The 18953-nt window shown below is 63.1% G+C and carries 15 protein-coding genes and 1 riboswitch; of the genes, 13 read left to right on the forward strand and 2 right to left on the reverse strand.

Features of this window, described 5'->3' with window-relative positions:
- The first annotated feature begins 3 nt into the window (after nucleotides 1-3).
- The 8 genes from R2834_13575 to thiC all read left to right on the forward strand — a co-directional run bounded on the left by R2834_13575 (nucleotide 4) and on the right by thiC (nucleotide 11139).
- The gene (locus R2834_13575) at nucleotides 4-1077 is read left to right on the forward strand and encodes a phospholipase D-like domain-containing protein (protein ID MEZ4701361.1); all 1074 of its coding nucleotides are present in this window, start codon (nucleotides 4-6) and stop codon (nucleotides 1075-1077) included.
- A gap of 174 nt (nucleotides 1078-1251) precedes the next feature.
- Nucleotides 1252-1989 (forward strand): PAS domain S-box protein, encoded by a 738-nt coding sequence (locus R2834_13580; protein MEZ4701362.1) that lies wholly within the window; start codon nucleotides 1252-1254, stop codon nucleotides 1987-1989.
- A 485-nt stretch (nucleotides 1990-2474) separates the two neighbouring features.
- Nucleotides 2475-2858: a nuclear transport factor 2 family protein gene (locus R2834_13585; GenBank protein ID MEZ4701363.1), complete on the forward strand. Its 384-nt coding sequence runs from the start codon at nucleotides 2475-2477 to the stop codon at nucleotides 2856-2858.
- Between the two features lie 178 nt (nucleotides 2859-3036).
- Nucleotides 3037-3483 (forward strand): BLUF domain-containing protein, encoded by a 447-nt coding sequence (locus R2834_13590; GenBank protein ID MEZ4701364.1) that lies wholly within the window; start codon nucleotides 3037-3039, stop codon nucleotides 3481-3483.
- A gap of 99 nt (nucleotides 3484-3582) precedes the next feature.
- Complete coding sequence (locus R2834_13595; GenBank protein MEZ4701365.1) at nucleotides 3583-4104, forward strand: putative metal-dependent hydrolase; 522 nt, start codon at nucleotides 3583-3585, stop codon at nucleotides 4102-4104.
- 107 nt (nucleotides 4105-4211) lie between these two features.
- Nucleotides 4212-7433 (forward strand): DUF1553 domain-containing protein, encoded by a 3222-nt coding sequence (locus R2834_13600; GenBank protein ID MEZ4701366.1) that lies wholly within the window; start codon nucleotides 4212-4214, stop codon nucleotides 7431-7433.
- Nucleotides 7434-7509: 76 nt separating this feature from the next.
- Nucleotides 7510-8955 carry a DUF1501 domain-containing protein gene (locus R2834_13605; protein ID MEZ4701367.1) on the forward strand — a complete coding sequence of 482 codons (1446 nt, stop codon included), beginning with the start codon at nucleotides 7510-7512 and terminating at the stop codon, nucleotides 8953-8955.
- Nucleotides 8956-9012: 57 nt separating this feature from the next.
- Nucleotides 9013-9147, forward strand: a riboswitch (TPP riboswitch).
- Between the two features lie 66 nt (nucleotides 9148-9213).
- Nucleotides 9214-11139, forward strand: a complete 1926-nt coding sequence (gene thiC, locus R2834_13610; protein ID MEZ4701368.1) for a phosphomethylpyrimidine synthase ThiC — start codon at nucleotides 9214-9216, stop codon at nucleotides 11137-11139.
- 61 nt (nucleotides 11140-11200) lie between these two features.
- Here thiC and R2834_13615 read toward each other — a convergent pair whose 3' ends face one another.
- Nucleotides 11201-11494, reverse strand: coding sequence for a hypothetical protein (locus R2834_13615; protein ID MEZ4701369.1), 294 nt, complete (start codon nucleotides 11492-11494; stop codon nucleotides 11201-11203).
- A gap of 173 nt (nucleotides 11495-11667) precedes the next feature.
- Between R2834_13615 and R2834_13620 the strand changes: the two genes are divergently transcribed.
- From R2834_13620 to R2834_13635, 4 genes are all read left to right on the forward strand, one after another.
- A complete protein-coding gene (locus R2834_13620) occupies nucleotides 11668-11811 on the forward strand; it encodes a hypothetical protein (protein ID MEZ4701370.1) in 144 nt (47 codons plus the stop codon).
- A 620-nt stretch (nucleotides 11812-12431) separates the two neighbouring features.
- Nucleotides 12432-15143 (forward strand): cytochrome c peroxidase, encoded by a 2712-nt coding sequence (locus tag R2834_13625; protein ID MEZ4701371.1) that lies wholly within the window; start codon nucleotides 12432-12434, stop codon nucleotides 15141-15143.
- A gap of 146 nt (nucleotides 15144-15289) precedes the next feature.
- A complete protein-coding gene (gene folK, locus R2834_13630; GenBank protein ID MEZ4701372.1) occupies nucleotides 15290-15817 on the forward strand; it encodes a 2-amino-4-hydroxy-6-hydroxymethyldihydropteridine diphosphokinase in 528 nt (175 codons plus the stop codon).
- 45 nt (nucleotides 15818-15862) lie between these two features.
- Entirely contained in the window at nucleotides 15863-16585 is a 723-nt protein-coding gene (locus tag R2834_13635; protein ID MEZ4701373.1) for a deoxynucleoside kinase, read from the forward strand.
- Nucleotides 16586-16629: 44 nt separating this feature from the next.
- On the opposite strand, the gene R2834_13640 is transcribed toward R2834_13635, so the two are convergent.
- On the reverse strand, nucleotides 16630-17313 hold the full coding sequence (locus tag R2834_13640; protein MEZ4701374.1) for an energy transducer TonB: 684 nt from the start codon (nucleotides 17311-17313) through the stop codon (nucleotides 16630-16632).
- A gap of 379 nt (nucleotides 17314-17692) precedes the next feature.
- Between R2834_13640 and carA the strand changes: the two genes are divergently transcribed.
- On the forward strand, nucleotides 17693-18850 hold the full coding sequence (gene carA / locus R2834_13645; GenBank protein MEZ4701375.1) for a glutamine-hydrolyzing carbamoyl-phosphate synthase small subunit: 1158 nt from the start codon (nucleotides 17693-17695) through the stop codon (nucleotides 18848-18850).
- Nucleotides 18851-18953: the final 103 nt, after the last annotated feature.

Raw genomic sequence — 18953 nt, forward strand, 5'->3', positions numbered from 1 at the left:
GGCATGCCGAAAATCATAGGGAATATCGAACTCTACATGGGCCCGCACCAGCTCGGCGGACCCGACAACCTGGAAGAGACGATCGTGCGCTTCATCGATGGCGCCCGGAAAACGCTCTTCATCGCCGTTCAGGAGCTGGACTCGCCGGCCATCGCCCACGCCATCATCCGGGCCAAAAAGCGGAAGGTGCTCGTCAAGCTCGTCCTCGAGGCCGATTACCTCGTCGCGCCGGCGTTTCGAGGCGATCCGTTTGTGCCGGGCGGCGGCCACGAGATCAATCGCGAGCTGCACAACGCCATCCTCCGGGCCGCGATCAAGGTCAATTCGGATTTTAACCCGCACATCTTCCACCAGAAGTTTGTCGTGCGCGACAGGACCTCGGTGCTGACCGGCTCGACCAACTTTACGGAAACCGGCACGAGCGTCAATCTCAATCACATCGTCATCGTGCACGACAAGGACGTGGCGAAGGCGTACGATCTCGAGTTTTCGGAGATCCAGAAGGGGCGATTCGGGGCGGAGAGCGATGTGCACGGCCCCAAGCCGCTCGTCAAGCTGGTCAACGACGTGCGGGTCAAGGTGCTGTTTGCGCCCGAGCACGCGCCGGAGATGGAGATCATGAAGCAGATCGCGAAGGCGCGCCGGCGGATCGACTTCGCCATCTTCACGTTCGCGCAGTCGTCGGGGATCGACGATCAGCTGGCGCTCGTCAAGGAGCGCCCCGGGGTCGAGATCCGCGGCGCCCTCTACCGCATGCAGGCGAACCAGTCGTGGTCGTCGAAGGATCTGTTACACGCCGCCGGCGTCGAGGTGAACCTGGTGCCGACCCCGGGCCGGCCCGGCCCGATGCCGGGCAAGCTGCACCACAAGCTCATGGTGGTGGACGAGTCGCTCGTCATCGCCGGCAGCTTCAACTATACCGGCGCCGCCAACAAGCTGAACGACGAGAACCTGATCATCCTGGGCGACCTCGAATGCACAGATCCGGAAGGCGTGCGCAAGCAGCGTGAACTGGCCCGTTTCGCGATGGATGAGATCGACCGGATCGTCGAGGTCTTCGGGGAGCGGGTCGTCTGAACGCGCCGATCACAGAATCGTCATAGAGCGACGCAAAAAGACCGATGATTTGTGACACAACCGGGCGTGCAAATTGATTTGATTTAGGGGCATATCCATTCCCCTCAAATCAGCGCGTGTCCGTTCGTGCCTCCTGTGTCACACAGGACGGCGGTCCGGCGCTGCACCCGGCACATGCAAAGCATCCCTACCCGCACCGACACCTCCGAAAGCGCGCGCCGCACGATGAACAAATATTTCCTCCTCGTGGCCGGTCGCGCCTACGCGGATGTGAAACGCGTCTGTTCTTCCAATCCCCACGCTTTTCGCTTCATCGGCGACCTGCTGCTGGCCGAGGCGCGATTCTTCCGCAACTGCTCGGATTATTCGCTGTATCGCCGGAGCGCGCCTATCGGCCGCGCGCGCGGGCCCTTCCTGGCGATCATCTGCGCGCAAACGCATCAGTGGCTGCGCACCGACCCTGCACTGGAAGCCTTTCTGGGCTATTCGCGTGAGGAGATGGAAGAAGACTGGGTGGTGACGCTCCATCCCGAAACCTGCCAGGAAACGGACAGCCGGCTCGTTCAGGTGTATCGCGACCTGCACAGCGGCAAGGTGCCCTACGCCCGGGCCGAAATTCGGTACCAGACCCGCATCGGCTACAGCGTCTGGGCGCAGGTGACCCATTCGCTCGTGCGCGACAGCCAGGGCCGGCCGGACCGCTACGTGCTCGCCTTCGAGGACTGCTCCATGAAGCGGTGGACCGAGCTGTTTCACGGCGAGCTGATCGCGCTGCGCCGCATCATGGAACTGAGCGGCTACGAGGGAGACCATCTGAACCGCGTCGACGGCCTGATCCGCCATTTCGAAGGGCAACCCGTACCGGCATCGCTGCTGGGTGAACTCGTGGAGCTGTTCGCGACCGTGGCCTGAGTGGAGGCCTCACGGCAACATGTATGAATGACTGATCTTACGCAACCATGTGCCGGTAATCTGATGCAGGATGCAAGATGCAGGATTTGTACCGGGCAACAGGCTTTTCGGACGAAATCCTGCATCCTTCATCTTGCATCCACAGATGGACACGATGCCTTGCGTCACGAGTTGATGTGCGCACCATAGCCTCGGTCTTCCGACGAATGCACGCCACCATCAAACGCACGGTTTTTCGGAAACATCTATCTTGTATCCATAGTCGCCTCGCAAGCCTTGCGTAACGTCATCCCATCTCGCTTCGCTGTCCGGCACAACGTCGCTTAAGTATCCCCACACTGCGACGAAATTGGATGGGTACAGGAATTGTGTAGGCGGGTGACGAACGAATGCTCGTTGCACGCGCGTTCTGGAACGGCGGATTCCGGCCATCGTCAAAGAAGTGCTTCGCTCAGCCCGCTACGCTCTGTAAGATCTCACTGGTTATGGATATTCTCGAGGCCGGCCCGGTCACGGCCATGGTCGATCCTGTTTCTGTGTTTTATCGGATGACCTCGGCGTTCAACGCGCACGATGTGGATGGCATGCTGGCGTATGTCGATGACGACATCCAGTGGTTCAGCATTAGCGGCGATCACATGGATGTAGAGGCGCGCGGCAAGGCGGCATTCCGGGCGGCCATGGAATCGTATTTTGAGGCGATACCGAGCGCGCGCTCGGAGATCGAATCGGCCGTTGTGTCCGGATCCTATGTATCGGTGCGCGAACGGGCGTATTGGGGCGAGGATCAGTCGCAGGTGGCGCTGGGGGTATTCGAGGTGCGGGACGGGTTGATTACGCGGGTTTGGTATTATCCCGCATCGAAGTGAGTCGATACCCCGAACATACGTCAAAACGTAACGCAGGGGGGTACGTGCCGAAACACTGCCGGCGCGAGCGAAGCTGGCTCATCATGTTGTAGGTGAATTCGAGGGGGCTTTGTGGGTTGGAATGACGCTTGCTTGCTATGCCTCGACCCCGTCTGGATCCTATTACATCCATTGAACTATGGAAGCCAACTCAACCACCTACTGCCTCATCTACGCGAGTACGGCCACGCATGAGATGTCGGATCGCGAGCTGAACGAAATCCTTGCCGTTGCGCGCGACCGGAATACCGAACTCGACATCACCGGGCTGCTGCTCTACGCCGACGGCAATTTCATCCAGATCCTCGAAGGCGATCGCGACCGCGTCGACGCGCTATACGAGCACATCGCCACCGATCCGCGCCACTATGGCGCCGTGCGTCTCATGCGGCGCAACACCGGCCAGCGGCATTTTTCCGACTGGCGTATGGGTTTTAAAACCATCAGTGCGAACGAGTTTGAGGAACGGGTGCCCGGATTTTCGTCCATCCTCCATTCGGCGGACGAACGGGATGCGCTCAAGGACCAGGTCTCCAGGGATATCTGGGCGCTGCTGATGTCGTTCCGCGCGGTAACCCGCGTCTGACGCGACCGGTAGCGCTTTGCTTGCCAATCTCTCGGGGTGATGTTATCCTGCGGCGTCTCGCACCGCCATTGAACCGCCATTGATTCGCAACGCGCCGCCATGGACCTTCGCTACCCCATCGGGAAATATACCCCGAACCCGGTTATCACCTCCGCTGAGATCGAACGCTGGATCGATCAGATCGCCGAACTGCCTGGCTACTTGCGCCAGGCCGTAAGCAAGCTCGACGACGCCCGGCTCGACACGGCGTATCGCCCCGAGGGCTGGACGCTCCGGCAGGTCGTGCACCATCTCGCCGACAGCCATCTCAACAGCCTCATCCGGTTCAAGCTCGCCCTGACGGAAGAGGAGCCCACCATCAAGCCCTACGATGAAGTCGCCTGGGCGCAGCTGGCGGACTACCAGCTGTTTTCCGTCGATCAGGAGCTGGATTTCATCGCGCTGTTGCACGCGCGATGGGTCGTGCTGCTCCGATCCCTCGCGCCGGCCGATTTCGAACGCACCTACCGGCATCCCGAATCCGGCGTCAAACGGCTGGACTGGACCGTCGGACTGTATGCCTGGCACGGCCGGCATCATCTGGCGCACATCACGACGACGATGCTGCGCGAAGGCTGGTAGCGTTCTTTTTGACGGGATAATCCGCAGGTCCTCTTGATAACGCGGTGAAGGGGGGGGATATTGATCACCGTCCGTGGCCCCGATCCATCCCTTATTTCCATCGCGTCATGTCCCATCCCGTGGTGGCTTCCCGCGTAGCGTATTGCCTCGTCTTCCTGTGCCTCATCGTTGCAGCCGGCTGCCGTGAGCCGGTTTCCGACGATCCGGATATTCTGGCCCGCCTGCCCGAGGTCGTCGATTTTAACTACCACATCCGTCCGCTGCTATCGGACCGGTGCTTCAAGTGCCACGGCCCCGACGAAAATACGCGGGAGGCCGGCCTGCGGCTCGACATCGAATCCGCCGCGCTGGCCGAACTGCCGGAGAACCCGGGGCATGTAGCGATCAAGCCCGGCAGCCTGCGCCGCAGCGCCGTCGCTCAGCGCATCGTGTCGACCGATCCGGAAGTGCAGATGCCACCGCCGGAGTCGAACCTGTCGCTCTCGAGCTACGAAGTGGCGTTGCTCCGCCGGTGGATACAGCAGGGAGCCGAATGGAAGCCGCACTGGGCCTTTACCCCGGTCGGTCACCCCGAGCCGCCTCCTGTCCGCGACGCCGGCTGGCCGGCCTCGCCGATCGATGCGTTTATCCTGGCTCGTCTGGAGCGCGATGGCATCGCGCCGGCGCCGGAGGCCGACAGGGAACGCCTGCTTCGCCGGGTCACGATGGATCTCACGGGGCTGCCGCCGACGCTTGAGGAAATGGACGCCTTTCTGTCCGACGGCGCGCCGGACGCCTACGAACGCGTCGTCGACCGGCTGCTCGCCTCGCCGGCCTACGCCGAGCGCATGGCCGTCGAGTGGATGGATCTCGCCCGTTATGCCGATTCCCACGGGTATCACGCCGACGGCTATCGCCTGATGTGGCCCTGGCGCGACTGGGTCATCCAGGCCTTTGACGAGAACATGCCGTACGACCGGTTCGTGACGGTCCAGCTTGCCGGCGACCTCCTGCCGAACGCCTCCCGCGAACAGATCCTGGCCACCGCCTTCAACCGCAATCACCAGATGACGGCGGAAGGCGGCATCGTGGATGAAGAGTATCGGATGGAGTACGTCGCCGACCGCACCAACACCTTCGCCGAGGCGTTTCTCGGGTTGACGATGGAGTGCGCGCGGTGCCACGATCACAAGTTCGATCCGGTGACGCAGAAGGAGTATTACCAGCTGGCCGCGTTTTTCAACAACGTGAAGGAAGTCGGCATGACCGGCGACGACGGCAACGCCGGCCCCATGCTGATGCTGTATCCGGATAGCGTGCAGACGGCGCTGGCCACCGTGCGCGACAGCATCGCGGCGGTGGAACGCAAGCTGGCCGCCCGCCTGGCGCAGGTGGAGGCGCAACCGGATCGCTGGCGCGGGGCGCAGCCGCCGGCCGAGCCGGCTGGCCTCGTCGATCACTACCCGCTCGAACGGATCGCCGACGGGCAGACACCGAACCTCAAGACGCCCTCGCGGCCGGCCTCCGCGTCGGGCGACATCGAACTGGTGGAGGGGCCGCGCGGCAAGGCGGCCCGGCTGGATTACGACTTCGACTATGTAGAATTGAAGGGCGCCGGCCTGTACGACCGGTACGAGCCGTTTTCGGTCGGCATCTGGGTGTATCCCGAAAAGAAGGAGGAGTATGCCGAGCTGTTCGGCAACGCCGGCCAGAAGAACTCCTACTGGCGCGGCTACGAGGTGTATCTCGACAGCCTCAACCGCGTCAATGTCCGCCTCATCAACGCCCTCCCGCACAACTACATCCATGTGCGAACGCGCGACGGCATCGCCGGCGACGCCTGGACGCACGTGATGCTCACCTACGACGGATCCAGCAAGGCCGCCGGCGTCCGGCTCTTCCTCGACGGCGCTCCCGTAGCCCTCGATGCACCGTACGATCGCCTCTACAAAAGCATGTACCCGGTTGAAACGCGCTACGAGCGCTGGGATCGGCCGATGCGGGTGGGCAAGAGCTACCGCGCGTTCAGCGGCAACGACGGCATCTTCACCGGCCGCATCGACGATATCCGGGTCTACAACCGCGCCTTGACGGGCATCGAGGTCGAACGCCTCGTCGGCCAAAAATCCCTGTCGGATGCCGAACGGGCGCGGGAAGAACTGGCGTACGTCCTTGCGAGCCAGGACGAACCCTATCGGCGCTTGAGCGAGCGGTTGAAGACCCTCCGCATGGCCGAGTTCGATCTGATCGAGCCGGTCATGGAAGTGATGGTAATGGAGGAGATGCCGGAAATCCGGGAGACGCACATCCTGAATCGGGGACAGTACGACCAGCCCCGCGACCGGGTCGACCCGGGTACGCCGGCCGCCGTGCTCAGCTTTCCCGATACCCTTCCGCGCAACCGGCTCGGGCTGGCGCAGTGGCTTTTCGCCCCGGAAAACCCGCTCACCGCGCGCGTCGCCGTCAACCGCTTCTGGCAGATGTATTTCGGCCGTGGGCTCGTGGCCACGCCCGGAGACTTCGGCTTCCAGGGGATGCTCCCGTCGCACCCGGCGCTGCTCGACTGGCTGGCGGCGGAGTTCGTGGCTTCGGGATGGGATGTCAAGGCGCTTCAGAAACGGATCGTCATGTCCGCCACCTACCGGCAGGCCTCGCAGCCGCGGGAGGGACTGCGCGAGGTCGATCCGGAAAACGTGCTCCTGGCCAGGGGCCCCAGTTATCGCTTCTCGGCGGAGATGATTCGGGACAATGCCCTGGCGGCGAGCGGACTCCTCGTGCGGAAAGTCGGGGGCCCGAGCGCGAAACCCTATCAGCCGGAAGGGCTCTGGATCGAGAAGGGGACCTTCTCGCCCATGTTGCTGCGGTATATCCCCGACAAAGGGGAGGGCCTGTACCGGCGCAGCCTGTACACGTTCGTCAAGCGCACGTCGCCTCCGCCGTCGATGATCGCGTTCGATGCCACCGATCGGAGCAGTTGCGTGATTCAGCGCCAGCGTACGAACACGCCGCTCCAGGCGCTCATCCTGCTCAACGACCCGCAATACGTCGAGGCGAGCCGCGTGCTCGCCGAGCGGATGCAGCGCGAGGCGGGCGACACGCTCGACAGCCGGCTCGGACTCGGGTTCAGGCTGTTGACCGGGCGCCACCCCATCGACCAGGAAATCGGGGTCTTGCGGGAGTTGTACGAGACCGAAAAAGCACGTTTTGCGAGCCGGCCCGACGAGGCCCGCGCCCTGCTGGCCGTTGGCGACTTCCCGCGCGACGAATCCCTCGATCTTTCCGAGACGGCGGCGCTTACCATCGTGGCAAACACGATGATCAACCACGACGAGGCCTACATGAAGCGGTGACGGACCGGGATGAACGCCATCCCCAGAAGCCCCTGCCCGACGCCCCGCGATCGATGCCCCATGACTCTTCTCCGCCATGCACGACTGTCATAATTACCCCAACCAGTATTCGCGACGCGATTTCCTGACGCGGACGACGCTCGGCCTCGGTGCCGCGGCGCTCGCGTCGCTCATCGATCCGGCGGCTGCGCTGGCGGACCCGTCGGGTGCCGGCGTGCTGGGTGGCCCGCATTTCATGCCCCGCGCGAAACGGGTGATCTACCTGTTCCAGAGCGGCGGTCCTTCGCATCTGGAGCTGTATGATTACAAGGAAACGCTGGTGAAGCGTCACGGGGAGCAGCTCCCGGAATCCATCCGCAAGGGGCAGCGGCTCACCGGCATGACGGCCGGCCAGCGGTCCTTTCCGCTCGTGCGTCCGCACTATCCGTTTTCGCAACACGGCCAGAGCGGCGCCTGGGTCAGCGAATTGCTGCCCCACATCGGCGGCATCGCCGACGAGGTCTGCTTCGTGCAGTCGATGTACACCGAAGCCATCAACCACGATCCGGCCATCACCTTTTTCCAGACCGGATCCCAGCATCGCGGTCGCCCTTCCATCGGGGCGTGGCTGAGCTACGGACTGGGCAGCGAGAACGAAAACCTGCCGGCCTTTTGTGTGCTGCTCTCGGAAGGGCGGCAGGGGGGCCAGCCGCTGTATGCGCATCTCTGGGGGAATGGCTTCTTGCCTTCCGAGCACCAGGGCATCCAGTTCAGGGCGAGCAAGGACCCGGTCCTTTATCTCAACAATCCACCCGGGATCGAGGATGAGGATCGCAAGCGCCAGCTCGATTACATCAAGCGGCTGGGGCAGATCCAGTTCGATGAGGTCGAGGATCCGGAGATCCAGTCCAAGATCGCCCAGTACGAGATGGCGTACCGGATGCAGACGTCGGTGCCGGAAGTGACCGACCTGGGCACCGAGCCGGACTACATCCTCGACATGTACGGCGACGACGCGCGGACGGCCGGCACGTTTGCCGCGAACTGCCTCCTCGCGCGGCGTCTGGCCGAGCGGGGCGTGAAATTCATCCAGCTCTACCATCAGGGATGGGACCAGCACGGCAACCTGCCCAAGGACATCGCGAAGATGGCCAGGAGCGTCGACCAGGCCTCGGCGGCGCTGGTCCTGGATCTCAAGCAGCGGGGCATGCTGGACGACACGCTCGTGATCTGGGGCGGTGAGTTCGGACGAACCAACTACTCGCAGGGCCGGCTCAGCGACGACAACTTCGGGCGCGATCACCATCCGAGCGCCTTCACCCTCTGGATGGCCGGCGGCGGCGTGCGGCCCGGCATCACCTACGGCAAAACCGACGAGTTCGGGTACAACGTCGTCGATGATCCGGTCCATGTGCACGACTTCCAGGCGACGCTGATGCACCTGCTGGGCATCGACCACGAACGCCTCAACTTCCGCTACCGCGGCCGCCGTTTTCGGCTCACGGACGTGCATGGCAAGCTGGTGCCGGGGCTGCTCGCCTGACGCGCCGGGATCATTGTATGGTCCCGACGATTCAATCCGAGGGTCTGCTCGACAGACCCGCGAAGCTAGGGGTGCCGCTGCGACGGCGGCGGGTCGACGAACGCATTCGGCGATCTGCTGCGGCAAGGCTGAGAGAGTCCCTTGGAACCTGATCCGGGTAGCGCCGGCGTAGGGAAGCTTGAGCCTTTCTGGTCCGTATCACCGTCCCCGATACGCCGGCTTCGCCTGATTCCGCCTCCATCACCAAGCGAACAGGCCATGCCCGTTAAGCCACCCGCCTCCTCCGGCGATGGCGCTCCCGTCAGCGCCGACGCCATCGAACGCCCGCACGCCCATGCTGCCGAACTGGCGGCCGAAATGACACGCCCGCTGCCCGGATCGCGGAAGATCTATGTGGAAGGCAGCCGGCCGGATATCCGCGTTCCGATGCGCGAAATCGAACAGGAGGATACCCCCTCGCTGTTCGGCGCCGCCGAAAATCCGCCCTTTTTTGTCTACGACACGTCCGGCCCCTACACCGACCCTGATGTCGCCGTCGACGTCCGCGCCGGCATCGCGCCGATCCGCGAGCCCTGGATCGCCGAACGCGGCGACTTCGACGAGCTGCCCGGGCCGACCTCGGCTTACGGACAGACGCGCGCCGGCGACGAACGGCTCGATCCGCTCCGTTTCGATCACATCCGGATGCCCCGCCGGGCGAAAGCCGGCCGGCGCGTCACGCAGATGCATTATGCGAAGCAGGGCATCGTCACACCGGAAATGGAATACATCGCCATCCGCGAAAGCCAGCGGCTGGAATCGCTGAAGGAGTGCGGCCTGTTTGCCCAGCATCCCGGCCACGCGTTCGGCGCGGCCATCCCGGCCGACATCACGCCGGAATTCGTGCGCAGCGAGGTGGCGCGCGGACGCGCGATCGTGCCGGCAAACATCAACCATCCGGAACTGGAGCCGATGATCATCGGCCGCAACTTCCTAGTGAAGATCAACGCCAACATGGGCAACTCGGCCGTCACGTCGTCGATCGCCGAGGAAGTGGAGAAGATGGTGTGGGCCACGCGCTGGGGCGCCGACACGATCATGGACCTGTCGACCGGCAAGAATATCCACGAGACGCGCGAGTGGATCCTGCGCAACAGCCCGGTGCCCGTGGGCACGGTGCCGATCTATCAGGCGCTCGAGAAGGTCGATGGCAAGCCCGAGGAATTGACCTGGGAGCTGTTCCGCGACACGCTCGTCGAGCAGGCGGAGCAGGGCGTCGACTATTTTACGCTGCACGCCGGCGTGTTGCTGCCGTTCGTCCCGCTCACCGCGAACCGCGTCACGGGCATCGTATCGCGCGGCGGGTCGATCCTCGCCAAATGGTGCCTGGCCCATCACCAGGAAAACTTCATCTACACGCACTGGGATGAGGTGTGCGAGATCCTGGCCGCCTACGACGTGTCCATCTCGCTCGGCGACGGCCTGCGCCCCGGCTCCATCGCCGACGCGAACGACGAAGCCCAGTTTGCCGAACTCAAGGTACAGGGCGAACTCACGACGCGGGCCTGGGATTTCGACGTGCAGGTGATGAACGAGGGACCGGGCCATGTCCCGATGCACCTGATCAAAGAAAACATGGAGAAGCAGCTGGAATGGTGCCACGAGGCGCCATTCTACACGCTCGGGCCGCTCACCACCGATATCGCGCCGGCGTACGACCACATCACGTCGGCGATCGGCGCCGCCATGATCGGCTGGTACGGCACCGCCATGTTGTGCTACGTCACGCCGAAAGAGCATCTCGGCTTGCCGAACAAGCACGATGTGCGGGAGGGGGTGATCACCTACAAGATCGCGGCGCACGCGGCCGACCTGGCCAAGGGGCATCCCGGGGCGCAGGCGCGCGACAATGCGCTCTCCAAGGCGCGTTTCGAATTCCGCTGGCGGGATCAGTTCAACCTCAGCCTGGATCCCGAACGCGCCCGCGAGTACCACGACGAGACGTTGCCCAAGGAATCGGCGAAGATCGCCCATTTCTGCTCGATGTGCGGCCCGCGGTTCTGCTCGATGAAGATCACGCAGGACGTGCGCGATTATGCGAAGGCGAAGGGCCTGCTCGATGCGCAGACGGCGCTCAAGGAGGGGATGAAAGAGCAGGCGGAGGCGTTCCGCTCGCAGGGCGGAGAGCTGTACCACAAGGCCTGATCGGCAGGATTCGGGGCGAGCATGAGCGCGGCGCGCGTCCGCTCGTGCTCGCCCCGTTCCGTCAGGACGGGTCCGCTTCCTCGCTCTCGCCGGACCTTGTATCGAAATAGCGCCAGGCCTCGTAGGCCAGCGTGACGGCGATGGCGCCTCCGTAGGAGCCGCCCACGACCGTCACGATGCGCATGCCCAGCGACAGAGCCATCCGGCTCGATACGAACGAGCCCACGACACTTCCCGCAAGCGCGCCGACGCGCTTGAGTTCACGTTCCCAGTCGACCGACTCGAGGTTGACGCGCAGGTCATTGAGCGCTTCGAAAGGGAAACCATATCCGGAATCGCCGGCAGGTGTTTCCATAAGCTTGCTGTTGGGTCAGGTTGTGAGGAGGACTACGGCATCGTGGATAAAAAGTTTTTGGGATGCCGGCGGTTAAGTCTGCGTGCCGCCAGACGATACCGTGAGTAGGGAAGCAGGACGGTGTGGATGTGCCGGCGCTGTTTTCCGCTTAAAACCCCGCAGCCTGGACGCACATGGAGTATCCGAACAACCTGGAAACAGGTACGGAAGAATTATCGAATGAAGAAATTGTGTCGGGCCTGGTTCTCTTGTTTCTGCTGATGCTGATGAATGCCGTATTACTCCTGGATTGGTTCGGTATCATCTCGCTGGCGTAACCAGTTGTCGCGACCAACGGAATTCGCCTCCCGGACAACGAGCAATCGTTGAGGCGAACGTAGCCCAGCCCCGTAAGGCTGGGCTTTTTTTTGTTCAGCCGGCACCTCGCCGGATGCCTCGCCCGGAACGCGTCCGAATCTTCTCATAAAACGGTTACGAGCGGGTAACAAGTTAGTGTTGCAGGGGCCTGATAGCACTGTTATTAATGTTGAGCCTGGAAAAGCGCTTTTATCGTGGAATGGTGTTTGTCCCAACACCCTTCTGATTGCGGTCTGGCTGTCCCCTTGAGTCCGCAAGCGCTTCTGCTGTGCGTGGCGTCGCGACATTCTCCTCTCTTCCCGTCGCGCGCGCAGCGTGTTTCCGTTTGTCATCCCCCCTCCAAGTCCCTTTCCGCCGCCGATCCTGTCGGCCGGTGAAGGCCTGTCTATTTCCAGGCCGTCCCGTAGGCGTAGGGCGCATGGGGGAAGGCAAACCTCTTACAACCACCTTATTCTGTAGACCCAAGAGGTTTGACATGAACATCGTTACAAGGCTTTGTGCGCTATTGTTGCTAGCGTGCGCGAGCCCCATTGTACTCCCCGAAGCCTGGGCTCAGGTGCCTGTGGGCACCCCGCCGCCGTTGAGTACGCTGGCGGTGCCGGGGCCGGACAACTTGCCGGCCATCGATCCGAACCTGTCGAATTTGATCAATAACAAGAAGGTCCCGTATTCGCAGTTCGTCATCGATGAACAGGCGCTCGTCCAGCTGGGCAAGGCGCTTTTCTGGGATATGCAGGTGGGCAGCGATGGGGTCCAGGCGTGCGCGAGTTGTCACTTCGCCGCAGGCATCGACTCCCGTTCGCTCAACCAGCTCAACCCCGGTTTGAACGGGGGGGACACCAGCTACCAGCTGGGTGGACCGAATTACCAGCTCAAGGCGGGCGATTATCCGTTCCATAAACTCGCCGATCCTGCGGACGCCGCTTCCGCGGTGCAGCACGACTACAACGAGGTCGCTTCATCGCAGGGGATCGCCGGCTCGATCTTTAACGACATCGTACCGGGTAGCGGGGTGGACGACATCACGACGATCGCGAACGACGCGCCGTTCAACAACGGTTCGTGGAATACGCGCCGCGTCGAGCCGCGTAATACGCCCTCTACCGTGAACGCGGTCTTCAATTTCCGCAATTTCTGGGATGGCCGGGCGTCGAACAACTTCAACGGGGTGAATCCCTTTGGCAACCGCGACACGCAGGCCATGGTGGTCAAAGCGCAGGGGACCAATGCCCGGGCGACGAAGGTCCTGTTGATGCTGTCCAGTCTGGCATCACAGGCGGTCGGGCCGGTGCTGAGCGACTTCGAGATGTCGGCCGCCGGGCGCAACTGGGGGAAGGTAGGCAAGAAGCTGCTGGACCCCAACCTGGTGCCGCTGGCGGGGCAGATCGTCGATCCGACGGATCCCTTCCTCGGAAGCCTGTCGAACGGTCCCGGCCAGCCGGGTCTGAATACGACCTATGCCGACATGGTGAAGGCCGCGTTCAACGCCCAGTGGTGGAACTCCGCGCGCATCATCACCTTCCGGACGGCCTCCAACGGTACACTGATTCCGGTGGTGGGCAAGAGCGGCACGCCGGCCAACTCCGATCAGTTCACGGTGATGGAGGCCAACTTCTCGTTGTTCTTCGGGCTGGCGGTACAGGCCTACGAGCAGGAGCTCGTCTCGGATCAGACGCCGTTCGACGCGTTCGCCGGCGGCAACCTGAACGCCCTGACGGCGCAGCAGCAGCGCGGCCTGAACATCTTCCTGAACGTCGGTCTCGACCCGACCGTGCCCGTGGGCGCGTGCATCGTGTGTCATGCCGGCTCGGTCTTTACGTCGGCCACGACCAACCAGATCGGTCTGGTCCTCGATGCGCCTCCGGCGCCGCCCGAGGCCATTTTCGAGCGGATGCAGGCCGCCTTCGGGGCCGCGCTGGCCACGCTGCTTTTCACAGCAGGACCGGTGCCGCCGCCGCCTCCCGGCGAGGTGATCATTCCGCTCACGTTCGATCCGCGAGGCACGTTCCTCGAAGTCACGAACAGCGGCACGACGGATGTGTTGTTCTCGGGGCTCATGCCCGGCACGCCGCAGCCGTTCCCGCAGACCGGGGTTTGCACCACCGATGCGCAGGCGCTCGTGATGACGGCGTCGCCGCTCGTGACGGCGGTGGGCGCGACCGCCGCGGCCGACTTCACTCTGACGGCCGATTGCGCGTATGAGTTCGCGACGACGATCGATCTGTTGCCTGTCGGCTTCTACGATCTGTATGTGGATGGCGCGCTCATGGGCACGATGCAGCAGGTGCCGCCGGTCATCTACGACCTCGGCTTCTACAACATCGGCGTGCGCCCGACGGCCGAGGACATCGGCATCGGGGGCAAGGATCCCTTCGGGAATCCGCTGTCGTTTTCCGACATGGAGCTGCTTCAGCCCGGCCGGCGCGACACCCGCGTAGGGGTCCCGGGTGGCGGCATCGGCGGCGGGTTTGAGCTCAACCCGCCGGCGGGTGCCCTCGGCGAAGGTATGGACTCTCCCGGTGCCTTCAAGACGCCGACGCTGCGCAATGTCGAACTGACGGCGCCCTACTTCCATAACGGCGGCCAGCTCAACCTGACGCAGGTGGTGGAATTCTACAATCGCGGGGGCGATTTCGCCGCCGCGAACCTGGCCACGCTCGACGCGGACATCGCCCCGATCGGCATGACCTCGCAGGATATCGCGGATCTCGTCGCGTTCCTGCGTTCGCTCACGGACGAGCGGGTGCGGAACCAGGCGGCGCCGTTCGATCATCCGCAGCTGTTCATTCCGAACGGCCATAGCGACATCGACGGGATCACGCTGCTGGCCGAACTGCCCGCGGTGGGCGCGGCCGGCGGTTCGCCGATCACCACGTTCCTGTCGACCAATGGCCCCGCCCTGGCGATGGCCGGCACGGCGCCGAACGTGGGCCGGGATGCCCCCGCGCTGGCATCGGTAAGCGAAGACACGGCGGGCGAGTTGCGTGTCGCCACGAACGACGACGCGGTGCCGGCGACGTTCGATTTGTCGCAGAACTATCCGAACCCGTTCAACCCGAGCACGACGATTCGTTTTTCGCTTGCGAAACCGATCGACGTCACCCTCGAGGTCTACAACCTGCTCGGTCAGCGCGTGCGCACGCTCGTGCAGGATCAGCTCGACGCCGGCATCCACGCGATTACGTGGGACGGCACGGGCGACGACGGACGCGAAGTAGCCTCGGGTTCGTACATCTACCGGATCTCGACGCCGAACTTCACGAGCAGCCGCACGATGGTTTTCGCCAAATAAGCGCTTTGCTCCAGGGATAAAAAAGGCGAGCCGAGGGACACGGCTCGCCTTTTTTATGGTCTCCAGGGGCGCCCTCTCGGGAAAGAAACGATGCGGAGTTTCGGGCGTCTACATCCGTCCCCATCCACCCAGCGATTCCCGAACACATGGCCGAACCCGTCGCGACCGCCTATATCGCGCTTGGCTCCAATCTGGGCGATCGCCTGGAAATGCTGCGTTTTGCGATACGCCGGCTGGTAGACCACCCGCTCATCTGCGTAACCGGTGGATCGCCGGTGTTCGAGTCGCCGGCTATGACGCTCAGCGGGGGGGAGTCGCAGCCGGACTATCTCAATGCGGTCATCCGGATCTGCACGCCGATGGAGCCCGACGAGGTGCTGGCCTTGCTGCTCGACATCGAGCGGGAAGCCGGCCGGGTCCGGAATGGAACGCGCTGGGCTCCGCGACCCCTCGATCTCGACGTGCTTTCGTTCGGGGACCAGGTCGTCCGCTCGGACGCCCTGACGCTGCCGCATCCCCGCCTTGCCGAGCGACGTTTCGTGCTCGAGCCGTGGGCGCGCATCGCGCCGGATTATGTCGTTCCTGGTCCCACGCCGGCACGCGTCGATGCGCTGCTCGCGCAGTGCGAAGATCCGGGTAAGCTTTCTCTTTTCTCGGAAAGCCTGCTTGACTAGGCGCCCCCGAACGGCCTAGTATAACCGGAAATCCACCATCGACGCATGAACGACGCCGACGCACATACCGACGAAACGCAGGACGCGGTCGAGCCGGAACGGTACCCGCTGCGCGACGATCTGCGCTACATCGTGATCGAAGGGGTGATCGGGGCCGGAAAGACCTCGCTGGCGAAACGGCTCGCCGAGCGCTTCAACGGGCAACTCGTGCTCGAAGAGTTCGAGCAAAACCCCTTTCTGGAGCGTTTTTACGAGGACAAGAAGCGGTGGGCTTTTCAAACCCAGCTCAGCTTTCTGGCCAGCCGGTTCCGCCAGCAGAAGGCGCTCCTCGCGCGCGACCTGTTCCACCAGGTCGTCATCAGCGACTATATCTTCGACAAGGACCGCATCTTCGCCCATCTCAACCTCCAGGGGGATGAGCTGCATCTGTACGAAACCCTGTTCAACCAGATGCAGATGACCACGGCGGTGCCGGATCTGGTCGTCTACCTCCAGTCGAACACCGAACGCCTCATGAAAAACATCGACGAGCGGCAGCGCAGCTATGAGGCGCGCATGAGCCGGTCGTACATCGAGTCGTTGAACGAGGCCTACAACTTTTATTTCTTCCGCTTCACCCGCTGCCCGCTTCTCATCATCAAGGCGACCCACATCGACTTTGTCAACAACCCGGCGCATCTGGACGAGCTGATCCGCGTGATCACCACGCTCCGTCATCCGGGGACGACCTATTTCACGCCCGTCGGCGAGGGCGAGGCGCGCGTGTAGTTCGAAGTGTAAGGCGAACACCGGGAACGCCCGATCTCCTTCCTCTAGACCCCGAAGCGGAACGTGAGGGTCGTATAGCTGCGCACGGGCTGACCATCCTTTCTCGCCGGCTGAAACATCCAGCGCCGGGCGGCGGCGAGGGCGGACTCTTCCAGGCCGTAGTTGAGGGCCGGCACCGCCTGCTTTTCGTCGTTCGAGCCGCTCAGCAAAAACCGCTCGAGCACGGATGCCTCCCTGACGCCTCCCTTTTCGTCCACCAGCACCTGGACGACCACTTCCGCCCGAACCCGGTTGCGCCGCGCGTCGCGGGTGTATTCGGGTTCGACGAACCGGAGCGGTTTCGGGCCGACGGAGGGGGCCTGAAACGAGGGGGGGCCGGCGCCGGCCTGTCCCTCGACGGCGTCTTCATCCTCACCGTACTGCTCCAGGACCAGCATCTGGTCTTCGATCAGGAGTTCCGTTTCGAGCACCACATCGTCCGGCACGACGACCGGAATGGTGGGGGGCGGCGGAGGTGGTTTGCGCTGCTGCTGGCGGGTGGGGAGGATTTCCTCCATCTGAATCACTTCCTGGCCCGAGGTGTGATAGAGGGCCTCCGGATCGGTCGACGGCTGGATGGCCGGCCAGAAGCGGAAGAGCGCCCAGAGGACCAGCTGGCTCGCCAGGATGCTGCATAGCACCCTCAGGCGGTAGGCCGTCGTGTCGTCGTATGTCCGATGGAGACGCAAATCGATGGGGCCCTGGAGGCGTTCTGGGCGCTGGAATCCGAACTACAATCCGAACCAAAATCCGAACTCCAGGCGAGCGATCCATGCGCCGGAGGAGGCGTGCCCGGTAGATACTTCAAAGCAAATCAGCAGTTTCTTGACGAAACGGAATGCGGCTGCCCGCGTTTTGTGGTTGATCGCAATTTGGATGGTTCGTACCTTACGATCCGATCATCAAAACCCACTTACTGGCCTCTTGACGCACGTTTTGCCGATACCGCTGGACAAGTTTAAATGGAAAAGCGGCCGTATTTTTGGCTGAGACCTTCTCGTTTTTTCGGGAGGGTTTTTTTGTATCTGTACGTTCTGGCCCTAACCCTGAATGCTGCCTGACAACGACATGCACCAGATCGCCAATCCCACACAACCGAAACCATGCAAGCTCGCGCTCGCCGACGGAACCGTCGTGTCCGGTTACGCCATCGGACATATCGGCGAAACGGGGGGTGAGCTTTGTTTTAATACAAGTATTACCGGCTACCAGGAGATCATGACCGATCCGTCCTACCACGGTCAGGTCATGATGATGACGTACCCGCATATCGGCAACTACGGCGCGCTCGATATCGACATGGAAGCCCGGCGTCCGATGATCGCCGGCCTGGTGGTGCGCTCCTTTACCTACCGCTACGCGAATCCGCTGGCTGACGAATCCCTGGAAGATTTCATGCGCCGGCACGAGCTGGTCGGGATTTCGGGCATCGACACCCGATTCCTGGTGCGCCACATCCGCGACAAGGGTGTGATGAACGCGATCATCTCGTCCGTCGATCTCGACGACGCCAGCCTGGTCCAGCGCGCCCGCGAATGGCCCTCGATGGATGGCCTCGAACTGGCTTCGCGCGTCACCACGGAATCGCCCTACCTCTTCTGTGAAGGCGACGGGCCCCGCATCGCCGTATTCGATTTCGGCGTCAAGCTGAACATCCTGCGCATGTTCAAGGCGCGCGGCTGCGAAGTGCGCGTCTATCCGGCCAATACGCCGCTGAAAGACGTATTAACCTGGCAGCCCGACGGCCTCTTTTTCTCCAACGGGCCCGGCGACCCGCGCGCCATGGAGGACGTGATCGAAACGGTGAAGGAGGCGACCTCGACGGGCATTCCCATGTTCGGCATCTGCCTCGGGCATCAGCTCATGGCGCTGTCGCAGGGCATCGACGTGTTCAAGATGTTCGTGGGGCACCGCGGCGCCAACCATCCGGTGCAGAACCTCGCTACCCGCCGCGTCGAGGTGACCACGCAGAATCACGGATTCTCCGTCCGCGCCGAATCCGTCGCCGAGCGCGTGGCCCATACGACGCACATAAACCTGAACGATCGCACCGTGGAGGGGCTTCGATTCAAGACGTTCACGGGCTTTTCGGTGCAGTACCACCCGGAGGCGTCGCCCGGCCCGCACGACAGCGCCTACCTGTTCGATGAGTTCATGCAGGACATCGCCGCCAGCGGACGCGCCGGCGCGCGCGCTAAATCGATCGGCGTCTACGCGTCGATGTAAGACACGCACGGCGTGACCTCCTGGCCGCCCAGGACGATTCGTGGCTTTCACCAACCCGCCATGTTGATGGCAACGTGTGCCCGCGCGACGGGCCCTGATACCC

The organism is Rhodothermales bacterium, from assembly GCA_041391505.1.
Classification (GTDB): Bacteria; Bacteroidota; Rhodothermia; order Rhodothermales; family JAHQVL01; genus JAWKNW01.

Coding starts and splice junctions, on each gene's coding strand:
- R2834_13635 (MEZ4701373.1), top strand. CDS start 15,863: ATGAACGACGCCGACGCACATACCGACGAAACGCAGGACGCGGTCGAG.
- R2834_13590 (MEZ4701364.1), top strand. CDS start 3,037: ATGGAAGCCAACTCAACCACCTACTGCCTCATCTACGCGAGTACGGCC.
- thiC (MEZ4701368.1), top strand. CDS start 9,214: ATGCCCGTTAAGCCACCCGCCTCCTCCGGCGATGGCGCTCCCGTCAGC.
- R2834_13620 (MEZ4701370.1), top strand. CDS start 11,668: ATGGAGTATCCGAACAACCTGGAAACAGGTACGGAAGAATTATCGAAT.
- R2834_13585 (MEZ4701363.1), top strand. CDS start 2,475: ATGGATATTCTCGAGGCCGGCCCGGTCACGGCCATGGTCGATCCTGTT.
- carA (MEZ4701375.1), top strand. CDS start 17,693: ATGCACCAGATCGCCAATCCCACACAACCGAAACCATGCAAGCTCGCG.
- R2834_13605 (MEZ4701367.1), top strand. CDS start 7,510: ATGCACGACTGTCATAATTACCCCAACCAGTATTCGCGACGCGATTTC.
- R2834_13575 (MEZ4701361.1), top strand. CDS start 4: ATGCCGAAAATCATAGGGAATATCGAACTCTACATGGGCCCGCACCAG.
- R2834_13595 (MEZ4701365.1), top strand. CDS start 3,583: ATGGACCTTCGCTACCCCATCGGGAAATATACCCCGAACCCGGTTATC.
- R2834_13580 (MEZ4701362.1), top strand. CDS start 1,252: ATGCAAAGCATCCCTACCCGCACCGACACCTCCGAAAGCGCGCGCCGC.
- R2834_13600 (MEZ4701366.1), top strand. CDS start 4,212: ATGTCCCATCCCGTGGTGGCTTCCCGCGTAGCGTATTGCCTCGTCTTC.
- R2834_13615 (MEZ4701369.1), bottom strand. CDS start 11,494: ATGGAAACACCTGCCGGCGATTCCGGATATGGTTTCCCTTTCGAAGCG.
- folK (MEZ4701372.1), top strand. CDS start 15,290: ATGGCCGAACCCGTCGCGACCGCCTATATCGCGCTTGGCTCCAATCTG.